Source organism: Luteitalea sp., from assembly GCF_022842525.1.
Classification (GTDB): domain Bacteria; phylum Acidobacteriota; class Vicinamibacteria; order Vicinamibacterales; family Vicinamibacteraceae; genus Luteitalea.
Window position 1 is genome coordinate 1 of the sequence record NZ_JALHPM010000278.1, and the last position, 5,947, is coordinate 5,947.

A 5,947-nucleotide genomic window follows, 5' to 3' on the forward strand; every position below is an offset into this window, starting at 1 on the left:
CAGCTTGGACACGTTGTCCAGCGCGCCGTCCTTGATCTGGAGATCCGAGAGGCCGTCGTTGGCGTTGCGGACGCCCTGGTTGAGGACGGCCACCGTCGAGCGATAGCCGTTGGCGACCGTGAGACCGGCCGCGTCATCACCGGAGTTGTTGATGCGGAAGCCGCTCGACACGCGGGTGAGGGCCGTACGCAGACCGATGTTGGTCGAGTACAGGTTGGCCTGCGCGTTGTTGGCGGCGACGTTGGTGATGACCGAGAAACTTGCCATGACGATCCTCCTTGACCGTTCCGGATCGCATCCTTGCGAACCGGGGAGCACCATCCGTGGTGCCCGACAGGGAGGTAATCGCCAGGCGCCGACGGACCTTTAGCCCGCGGGCGGGGCGTGGGGCACTCGTGACGGGGCGGTGGAGAAGGCGGGGCGGAGGGGAGCGAGCCGCGACCCGCGTCGCCAGGGGCTGGGGGCGCGGCCCGTCGTCGTGGCAACGACGACGGGCCCTCCCCGGAGGAGGGGATCCTCTCGGACGTCAGCCTCGGAGCAGCGACAAGACGGCGCTCGTGGACTGGTTGGCCTGGGCCAACGCCGCGATACCGGACTGATTCAGGATGGAGTAGCGCGTCAGGTTGGCCGACTCTTCGGCGACGTTGGCGTCGCGGATGCGGCTCTCGGCGCCCTTCGTGTTGACGATCTGGCTCTGGGCCAGGCTGATCGCGTAGCTCAGACGGTTTTGCAACTGGCCGACCTGGCCCTGCACGACGCCCAGGTTGGTGATGGCCGTGGTCACGGTCGAGACCGCGATCTGGGCCCCCGCCTGGCTGGAAATCGACTGGCCGGCGAGGCCGAGGGCCGTGATGTCCACGTCGCCGATCGTCCCGGCGACCACGCCGTCGGTCCCGTTGCTGCTCACGAAGACCGAGAAGCCCTGCGTCGCTCCGGCGACGTCCAGACGCGCTACGCGGGATTCGCGCGTGATCTCGCCGAGGACGTCCTGGAACTCGGCGTCCAGCGTGGCGCGCGAGTTCGCGGTGGTCTGGCCCGAGGCGGCCTGGGTGGCCAGCACGGCGAGACGGTCGAGCAGCTTGGACATGTTGTCCAGCGCGCCGTCCTTGATCTGCAGGTCCGACAGGCCGTCGTTGGCGTTGCGCACGCCCTGCTGCAGGACCGCGACGTCCGACCGATACCGGTTCGCGACCGCCAGGCCGGCGGCATCGTCGCCGGAGTAGTTGATGCGGTAGCCGCTCGACACACGGGTGAGGGCCTGACGCAGACCGATGTTGGTCTGGTACAGATTGGCCTGCGCGTTGACCGCAGACACATTGGTGACAACCGAGAACGACGCCATGATGTACTCCTCCGGGAGCGGAGCCTTAAGGGGCTCGCAAAGGGAATCGGCCAGCGTGTGCGGGTCTTGAGCGCGGTAGGCGCACACGCCCCGCACACCGCCCGTTCATCTGCCACCCCGACACAATCCAACTTCCGTGCCCGGTTGCCGTGGTCGCCGCGAGCTGGCCCCGCGTTTGCTCCTGTCCAGCACGGTATGGAGACCTTGATGCCCACACTTCGCGTAGATTCCGCGTTAATCCCGGCCGTGAATGCGCCGATTACCATCGATGCGCTGCTCTCCGCCGTGGAACCCGTCCTCGGCCAGGGGGGGCGCATAGTGACGGCCCTCCGCATCAATGGTGTCGACGAACCGGCATTCCGGGAGCCCGACATCCTGACGCGCAGCCTCGTCGACGTCGACGAGATCGACCTCGAGACGACGCCGGTGGCCGTCCTGGCCTCCTGCGCCCTGGAGGACGCCCTGCGCTACCTGCCGGCCCTCGGAGACGAGGCGCGTGACGTCGCGTCCCAGTTGCGTCGTCCCGATGCCGCCCAGCACCAGCCGGCACTGGCCGGCCTGGCCGACAACCTGGCCCTGCTCGCCGCGCTCGTGCACACCGCCGACATGTGGGCGCGACACGCAGGCTTGGCAGGGGGCGACTGGTTGGGGGACGATGTGGCCGCCGTCGAGCGTGTGGCCGAGGTGCTCGAGACGAGCGCTCGCGCCGGGGACTGGGTGTCCGCGGCTGACGCACTGGAGTACGACCTGACCGCGGCCCTCGAGGCCTGGCAGGTCCGGTTGGCCGAAGGGCAGGTCCAGGTCCGGGCACTGGTGCCCGTGCCGAGCGCCTGACCCCGCAGGACCCCGAGTCGCACCTATGTCCACCGGCCCCCGGGCCCAGACTGGCCCCGCCTTCGTTCCGCTTGCCCGCCCGGACATGGGCGAGGCCGAGTTGTCGGCCGTCGCCGAGGTCCTGGCCTCGGGCTGGCTGACCACCGGGCCGCGCGTGAAGGCGTTCGAGGCAGCGTTTGCCCAGCACGTGGGGGCGCCGGAGGCCGTGGCCCTCAACTCCTGCACCGCCGGTCTCCATCTGGCCCTGCTGGCCTGCGGCGTGGCGCCGGGCGACGAGGTGGTCACGCCGCCGCTGACGTTCTGCGCCACGGCCAACGCGATCCTGCACGCAGGCGCCACCCCGGTGTTCGCCGACGTGGATCGGGACACCGGCACGCTGTCGATCGCCGCGGCGACGGCGGCCCTCACGCCGCGCACGCGGGTGCTGCTGCCGGTCCACCATGCGGGGCGGCCTGCCGACCCGCTCGCGTTCCGGGCCCTGGCCGACGGCCACGGCCTCCGCGTCGTCGAGGACGCCGCGCACTGCGTCGACGCCAGCGTGGACGGGCAGCGCATCGGCACCATCGCCGACTTCACCGCCTTCAGCTTCTACTCGACCAAGAACCTGGCCACGGGCGAGGGCGGCATGGTGACCACGGCGTCGGCCGACGACGCCGACTGGATGCGGGTGGCGGCGCTGCACGGCCTCTCGCGCGATGCGTGGGCGCGCTACGCACCGGGGGCGCCGGCGCAGTACGACGTCGTGATGGCCGGCTTCAAGTACAACATGATGGACCTGCAGGCGGCCCTCGGCCTGGCGCAGCTCGCGCGGCTCGCCGAGATGCAGGCCCACCGCGCCCGCCTGTGGGATCGGTACGAATCGGGGCTGCGGGCCCTGCCGCTGGGGCGCCCGGCGCCGATGCCGGCGGGCTGGACGCACGCGCGCCACCTCTACACCGTGATGGTGGAGCCCGATCGGTGCGGCTGGACGCGGGATGCGCTCCAGGCAGCGCTCGGCCGCGAGGGCATCGGCACGAGCGTCCACTTCCGCGCGCTGCATCTGCACTCCTACTACGCGCAACGGTTCTCCCTCGCCCGTGGCATGTTCCCCAACGCGGAGCACCACAGCGACCATGCCCTGTCGCTCCCGTTCTGGAGCGGGATGCCCCTGGCCGATGCCGATCGCGTCGTCGAGACGATCGCGCGGCTGCTGTCCGGACGCGCATGATTTACGCGCTGTTTCGGGTCGCCGCCGGGCCCCGCCTCGGCCACGGACACCTCCGGCGCGCGGAGGTCCTCGCCCGGTCGCTCCGTCGCCCGTCCCTCGTCAGCGTCCGCGGTGGCGGTGCCCCCACCTGTCTGCGCCGGGCCCCGGCGGGCGCCCCTGGCACGGTGCTCGACCGGGTACGCCCGGCGGTCCTGGTGCTCGACGACCCCCACGCCACGTCAGGGCGCGCGTGGCTCGCGGCGGCCCGTCGGCGCGGGGTGCCGGTGGTGAGCCTGCACGACCTCGGTCGCGGCCGACTGGCCACCACGCTGGCCATCGATGGCAGTGTCACGAGCCCCGCCGCTGGCTGGCCTGCGGCTCGCACCCTGCGCGGTCTCCCGTTTGCCGTCATCCGGCCTCCGCGGCGCGCCCGCGTCGCCCGTGTCGTCACCACGGTGCTGATCTCGCTCGGCGGCGGTCCGCGCGCCTCCTGGGCCCGCGCCGTGGCGGCCGAACTGATCCGCCGACGGCCGAAACTGATGGTGTTCGCCACTGGCTCGGCCGACGCAGGCGCCGATCGGGTGGCGCCGCCGACGATGGTCGCGGCGCCCGACGGACTCGCGCCGTGGCTCGCGCGTGTCGATGTGGCGATCGTGGGAGGCGGGGTGTCGCTGTACGAAGCCGTGGCTGCAGGTGTCCCGACGGTGGCGGTGCCGGTGGTGCCGGCGCAGCGCCCGACGATTCGCGGCTTTGCGGCGCGCCGACTGACCGTCGACGCCGGCGGTCCTTCGGCGTCCCTGCGCGCCCTTGCGCGGCGGATCGGCGACCGCTTCGAGCGGATCGCCGACGACGCTGCCGGGCGGCGCCACGTCAGGCAGGCGGGGCCGCGTGCCGTGGATGGCCGCGGCGCCCGGCGCGTGGCACGAGAGATTGCCGCCGTTGTGGAGGCGGCGCGCCGTGGGTGATCCGACTGCCGTCATCTTCGACCTCGATGACACCCTCTATCCGGAGCGGCGCTTCGCGCTCAGCGGCTATGCGGCCGTGTCACAGGCGATCGCCGCCGAGACCGGCATGCCGGCGCGGGTGATCTTCCGCTTTCTGGTGCGCCGGTTCCGGGACCATGGGCGGGAAGGACTCTTCCAGGCCCTGTGCCGGGCCTTCGCCCTCCCGAGTGGCGATGTGCCGCGCCTGGTGGAGATCCTGCGCACTCACCGACCGCGGTTGCGGTTGCCGCGTCGTTCACGCGACCTGCTGGTCGGACTGCGCGCCAGTGGGCACCGGTTGGGTGTGCTGACCAACGGCCTGCCGGCGACGCAGCGGGCCAAGGTGGCCGCCCTGCAGCTCGAGCCCTTCGTCGATGCGGTGGTCTACGCGCAGGAGCACGCGCCCGACGGCAAGCCGGCGCGCGTGTGCTTCACCGCCGTGCTCGGCCGCCTCGGCGTCGAGGCGGCGCGGGCGGTCTTCGTCGGCGACCATCCCGAGAAGGACATCGCCGGAGCGGCCGCCGCCGGCCTCCACCCGATTCACGTGGTGCATCGTCGGATCGATCCGCCGGCCGACGCGACCGCCGTCGTCGTCGTCGGTCTCGAGGCGGTGCCGGCTCGGGTCGCGCACGTGCTGGAGACACGCCATGCCGCTCCCTGCTGAGATCGCCGGGCACTCCATCGCCCCCGGCGGGCCGATGCGGGTGGTGGCCGAGATCGGCTTGAACCACAACGGGGACATCGACCTCGCGCGGCGGCTGGTGGACGCGTGCGCGGACGCGGGGGCCTGGGCCGTCAAGCTGCAGGTCTTCGATGCGCGCGAGTTGCTGGTGGCCGACGCCCCGGCGCCGGCCCACGTGCGCGCGGCGTCGTTGCGTGACTTCTTCGCGCAGTTCGAATTGCAGCCCGAGGCGTACGCCACCCTGCTGGCGCAGGCCCGCGCCCGCGGTCTGGTGACCATCGCCACCGCCTTCGACAGCGACGCGGTCACGCTGCTGCAGGGACTCGGCATCGATGCGTTCAAGGTGGCCAGCGGCGACCTGACGCACGTGCTGCTGATCGAACAGGTCGCGCGCACGGGGTTACCCGTCATGCTCTCGACGGGGATGAGCACCGAGAGCGACGTCTGGAACGCGGTGGATTGGGCGGTCGGGGCCGGGGCGCGGTCGCTGTCGCTGCTGCACTGCGTGTCGGCCTACCCGACCCCGGACGCCGCGCAGAACCTCCGTGCGGTGGCCACGCTCGCGCGCGAGTACAAGCTGCCGACGGGCCTGTCGGATCACGGCATGGGCGCCGATGCCGCGCTGCTGGCCTACGCGCAGGGCGCCACGCTGTACGAGCGCCACGTCTGCCTGCCAGGCACCGGGGCCATCGACGAGCCGGTGTCGTCGACGCCCGACCAACTGGAGGACATCGTGCGCCGCCTGGCGCGTGCGCACGAGGCGATGGGCGACGGCAAGCGGGTGCCTGCCGAGGCGGAGCGGCCCAACATCATCCCCAGTCGGCGCGGCCTGTATGCCCGCCGCGCGCTCCCCGCGGGCACGGTCGTCGTGGCTGACGACGTCGCGGCGCTGCGGCCGGCCGGCGCGCTGGGGGCCGAGT

6 protein-coding genes and 1 pseudogene are annotated in these 5,947 nt (G+C 72.2%); 5 read left to right on the forward strand and 2 right to left on the reverse strand.

Features of this window, described 5'->3' with window-relative positions; all coding sequences use genetic code 11:
* Positions 1-267: pseudogene (locus tag Q0C41_RS29120) on the reverse strand (flagellin FliC); the annotation flags it as partial.
* A 259-nt stretch (positions 268-526) separates the two neighbouring features.
* Positions 527-1,342 carry a flagellin gene (locus Q0C41_RS29125; protein ID WP_291990141.1) on the reverse strand — a complete coding sequence of 272 codons (816 nt, stop codon included), beginning with the start codon at positions 1,340-1,342 and terminating at the stop codon, positions 527-529.
* A gap of 246 nt (positions 1,343-1,588) precedes the next feature.
* Between Q0C41_RS29125 and Q0C41_RS29130 the strand changes: the two genes are divergently transcribed.
* The 5 genes from Q0C41_RS29130 to Q0C41_RS29150 all read left to right on the forward strand — a co-directional run.
* Positions 1,589-2,176 (forward strand): hypothetical protein, encoded by a 588-nt coding sequence (locus Q0C41_RS29130; RefSeq protein WP_291990143.1) that lies wholly within the window; start codon positions 1,589-1,591, stop codon positions 2,174-2,176.
* Between the two features lie 25 nt (positions 2,177-2,201).
* Positions 2,202-3,383, forward strand: coding sequence for a DegT/DnrJ/EryC1/StrS aminotransferase family protein (locus tag Q0C41_RS29135; protein ID WP_291990145.1), 1,182 nt, complete (start codon positions 2,202-2,204; stop codon positions 3,381-3,383).
* Positions 3,380-4,327: a hypothetical protein gene (locus Q0C41_RS29140; RefSeq protein WP_291990147.1), complete on the forward strand. Its 948-nt coding sequence runs from the start codon at positions 3,380-3,382 to the stop codon at positions 4,325-4,327. The genes Q0C41_RS29135 and Q0C41_RS29140 overlap by 4 nt, the downstream gene beginning before the upstream one ends.
* Positions 4,320-5,009: an HAD-IA family hydrolase gene (locus tag Q0C41_RS29145; protein WP_291990149.1), complete on the forward strand. Its 690-nt coding sequence runs from the start codon at positions 4,320-4,322 to the stop codon at positions 5,007-5,009. The genes Q0C41_RS29140 and Q0C41_RS29145 overlap by 8 nt, the downstream gene beginning before the upstream one ends.
* On the forward strand, positions 4,993-5,947 hold a 955-nt coding region (locus Q0C41_RS29150), incomplete at its 3' end, for an N-acetylneuraminate synthase family protein (protein ID WP_291990151.1). The genes Q0C41_RS29145 and Q0C41_RS29150, both read left to right, overlap by 17 nt.

What these genes read in the sequence shown, in the direction of transcription:
- Q0C41_RS29125 (WP_291990141.1), bottom strand. Translation starts at nt 1,342, where the DNA reads ATGGCGTCGTTCTCGGTTGTCACCAATGTGTCTGCGGTCAACGCGCAG.
- Q0C41_RS29140 (WP_291990147.1), top strand. Translation starts at nt 3,380, where the DNA reads ATGATTTACGCGCTGTTTCGGGTCGCCGCCGGGCCCCGCCTCGGCCAC.
- Q0C41_RS29135 (WP_291990145.1), top strand. Translation starts at nt 2,202, where the DNA reads ATGTCCACCGGCCCCCGGGCCCAGACTGGCCCCGCCTTCGTTCCGCTT.